Source organism: Undibacterium sp. Di27W (genome assembly GCF_049340345.1).
Taxonomy (GTDB): domain Bacteria; phylum Pseudomonadota; class Gammaproteobacteria; order Burkholderiales; family Burkholderiaceae_D; genus Undibacterium.
On sequence record NZ_JBMPOS010000054.1, the window covers coordinates 1 to 3,957 of the forward strand.

The 3,957-nt window shown below is 48.8% G+C and carries 3 protein-coding genes; 2 read left to right on the forward strand and 1 reads right to left on the reverse strand.

The window, feature by feature from the left end:
- On the forward strand, positions 1 to 2,568 hold a 2,568-nt coding region (locus ACO0LF_RS31125), incomplete at its 5' end, for a LysM peptidoglycan-binding domain-containing protein (RefSeq protein WP_423021234.1).
- A gap of 11 nt (positions 2,569 to 2,579) precedes the next feature.
- Positions 2,580 to 2,864: a hypothetical protein gene (locus tag ACO0LF_RS31130; protein ID WP_423021236.1), complete on the forward strand. Its 285-nt coding sequence runs from the start codon at positions 2,580 to 2,582 to the stop codon at positions 2,862 to 2,864.
- A gap of 327 nt (positions 2,865 to 3,191) precedes the next feature.
- On the opposite strand, the gene ACO0LF_RS31135 is transcribed toward ACO0LF_RS31130, so the two are convergent.
- Complete coding sequence (locus ACO0LF_RS31135; RefSeq protein WP_423021238.1) at positions 3,192 to 3,827, reverse strand: integrase core domain-containing protein; 636 nt, start codon at positions 3,825 to 3,827, stop codon at positions 3,192 to 3,194.
- Between the last annotated feature and the right edge of the window lie 130 nt (positions 3,828 to 3,957).

Below are 3,957 nucleotides of genomic sequence, written 5' to 3' on the forward strand. Positions count from 1 at the left end.
GACAGAGTTGACCAGGTCCTGCTCCAGCAAGTGCATATAGCCAGTAATGATACCCGCTATAGCAATACACGGTTCATCAATGACGAAGCAGGCAGACTAACAAGATATACCCATGATAATGCCTATGGTGTTGACTATAATTACAACACAGCCGACCAGTTCGACAACTACCAGGTCAGCACCATCAAGGCCGATAGTGGCGGAGGCACCACCACCAACACCTACGACGTCAACGGCCACCTCATCAGCGTCGACGATGGCAAGGAAACTGGCGTGCGCAAATTCTTTGTTGATACCGCAGGCCACATCCTGCGCAAAGAACAAAAAGGTGATAACACCTACAGCCTCTTAGTCAACGACCAGCTCATCGGTACCAGCAGCAAAGACTACCTGACAGACAGCATCAACCAAAGCTACGTCAAACAAAGCGCCTTGTCGGGTAATGGCCCCAGCATGTACATCACCCAGCAGGGGGATACCCTGCAAAGCATCGCCAAGACCGTCTGGGGCGACGCCACCCTGTGGTACCTCATTGCCGACGCCAATGGCGTTGTCAGCGCAGACAACTTTGCACCAGGCACAAAAATCCTTATTCCTGCCAGGGAGATAAGCAGCCACAACACCGCAGACAGCTTCAAGCCCTATCGTCCGGGTGAGATTATTGGGGATACTACGCCGACCCTGCCGATGCCACAGGGGCAGGATGGTGGCTGCGGTATGGTTGGCGCGATTGTCTCTATTGCAGTGGCGATCATATTGACCGTATTGACAGAAGGCGCAGCTTCACCCTTGCTCAACGCAGCCATTGCTGCTGCATCCTCAACCGCAGGACAATTTGCAGCAGTCGCAGCGGGAGAACAAAAAGAAGTCAACTGGAAAGGTGTCGGACTAAGCGCACTCACAGCAGGACTAACCCAAGGCATCAATGTAGGACTCTCTGACCAGTACGCCAATGCCATAGTGAATGGCGCCTTAAAGAATGTGGCCTCGCAAGGCATTGCCATGGTGACAGGCATGCAACAGGACTTTAGCTGGAAGAGCGTGGCTGGCGCTGCAGCAGGTGCAGCCGTAGGCACCTTTGTTGGCGGCCAGCTTAAAGACGCCTTCAGTGGCATGGACAGTCGATGGCAAGATATTACCCAGCGAAGCCTGAAAGGCTTTGCGTCGGGAGTGGCAACGAGTCTGGTGAACGGGGGCAAGATACAGATTGGCCGGGTGGCTGTGGATGCGTTTGGCAATGCTCTTGGCGAAAGTTTGGCAGCGGGGAACGTCAGTAACCAGAGCGATGCAGAAACAGCGCGGTTGGCCCGCTATGGAAAGGACGCGGCCAATGCAGGAATCAGTACTTACAATGGCCCTAGCGTTGCCGATGTGCTGGGAACATTAGACCCCATAGTACAGGCTGGACCGAGAAAAATATTCTCGGGTTACGATCCAGCGGAACTGCAAAGAGCAGGCTACCCGCGCAATGCGATGTTCATTGACCAGCCTGTTGATCGGAGCGGTACGTTAATACAGGGCACTGATACGACGACGCTGTATCAATCAGGTATGCAAACGGTGCAAATCAGTCACAAGAAAATGACGCTGGAAGAAATGGCGCAATATGATGAGGAACTGGAAGCTGCTCATCAAGCCAAGATTGCCCAAGACAATAGCAGAGCTTATTCAATGTCTAAATGGGAAGGATTTTTGACATTTAATCCAGTCGGTCAAACGATCAATGGTGCTTCTAAGGCCGCTTATAATTTTGTAAAAATTCCAGCCAATTTAGTGCAAGGTACAGGCACACTGATACAAGATGCGTACGGCTATTCAAAACAGGCGATTTTTGGGCCTGACCGTGGAGTGATGGGGGACATTCGACCTTATCACGTACAAAATGGTATTGTGCGTTCGTTTGCGCGTCGCGGTGCTATGGAGACAATGGGGGACTTCGTTTATGGCGTTGCCAAATCGGCGCCAGGCGTTGGGTTAATTGACTCTATGTACAGACGTGATTATGACGGTGTAGGTGGTCAAATTTTTAATCTAGGGACGATGTATGCTGGCGCAAAGATTGTTGAGGCTAACAGTAGATTTTATAAAGTTGAATCAGGTGGTGTGCGAGGCGAAGCTCCTCTTAACGTTGAGCAACGGCTCCAGGTCGAGAGCTACTTGTCCAAATTCGATACGAAAGGTATTGGAATTCGGTGGGTGGATGATACAAATTTGAGCACAGGGTATGGTGATATGTTTGGGCAGCGAACCTTAAATATTGGTTCCGATGTAGTCCCAGGAAATGTCGGAGTAGGAACAAGTACTGCCAATTCGAGAATCAGTATAAAGGGTACATTGGCGCACGAGCTTGTTGGGCATATGGAAGCCGGAATGGCGGGTCGTACGCAGGCAAGTCTTGCGCTCGAAGAGGCACAAGCTAGCATTCGAGCAGCGCGTTTTGCTCCAGAGTTGTCGTCGACTGAGCGCTATTCACTCCTGCGCGATGGAATCATGCGCTTGCAAAGAGCGCCTGAGGGACCAATTCGTGTTCGTGATGTGAAGGACTCGCTCTATATTCAACATCGGTAATAGGAGTTTTTATGAAATTAATGATTGTTCAGGATGTAATGTTGATCAAAGGGAAGGGGCTCATACTCACGGGTCGTTTGCTTTTGTCGAATGTTGTAAGTAAGAGTGATGTGGAGGGTGCTTTTGGCTCGGTGGTTATGGTTGTAGATGGGGGTGGCAATCGCCTGGAGGTTCCAGTCAAAGCCATTTCCGTTACTCAATCGATGGCTGGCTCGATGCAAGTCAGTTTGGGAATCGATGAGCTACCTGGTGGGACTACTATATTAATCGACAGTTTGGTGAGTAATAATCATTGAACTGTCTCAGCAAAGCTGAGGTCCGTTCCAACATTACGACATTCCTGACCTGATCGCCGTATCTGTAGATATGTGAGGCACGACACCCAGCTGCCCTGTTCATCGTTCAGTAAAACCAACTCGCTTCACCAGATCAGCAATTTTTGCAAAAACTGGTGAGGATTTTTGTTCAATAGAGCATTAATATGACTATTTTTTAATCAGTGCGAGCAATTTATTTTGTTCGCCTGATTAAAATTTGAGCGAAATATTTGCTCAGGATGAGCTACGCCCTGAACACTTAAGGTGTTCAATGGAAAGTTAATTTTTTGATCAACGTTAAGAAAGTTAACGCCTCAAATAATAGCCAGTCAGCAAACCATCCCAAGCACTGAAAGACGCAACAGATTTTGGCGCAAAAATATAAGGATCAACACCAGTCCAGACCTCAGCAGGTGTATACCCATGCAAATGCTGATGCGGCCTGATCAAGTTATACCAGGTCGTAAATTCGCCCAGCAAGCAATCGAGCGCCAAGCCATTGACAGGCGTGATTAAATTCAACTTCTCTTTGAGCGTTAAAAAGAAACGTTCAATCCTACCATTCTGCCAGGGCTTGCCCGGTTCGCTAAATTCCTGACGTATCCCGAATTCCTTCAAAGCCCGCCGGAATTTCTTACTGCGAAACACAGATGCATTATCTGTGCGAATAATTTTCGGTTGACCAAACAACTGTATCGTCTTTTTGAGATACTCCAGTATCGTTGCTGACGTCGCCAACTCCAAACGCTGCAACAGCAAATTCATACGCGTGCCATGATCCACAATACCCAGGATAAAATGGCTCACACCATCTGCATCCACTTTACCCGTTCCATCTATACACCACCGCCAACTCGCAGGACTGAGTTCTGGAAAACGATTCCGCGTCTCTTTACGTATTGCCTCCATTTCTGAACGATACTTCTGTATCCAGTTATACACTGTCCCAAACTAATCGTCATACCCCTATGTGCATAGAGCCGATTCAATTCCATCATGATCTGGCGATAGCTTTTACCTTGTGCAAATCTGTCCAATACAAAATGCAAAACCCAGCGCGGTTTCGCTTTGC

Bases quoted from the DNA above. Each gene is read 5' to 3' on its own strand.
- ACO0LF_RS31130 (WP_423021236.1), top strand. From the start codon at position 2,580: ATGAAATTAATGATTGTTCAGGATGTAATGTTGATCAAAGGGAAGGGG.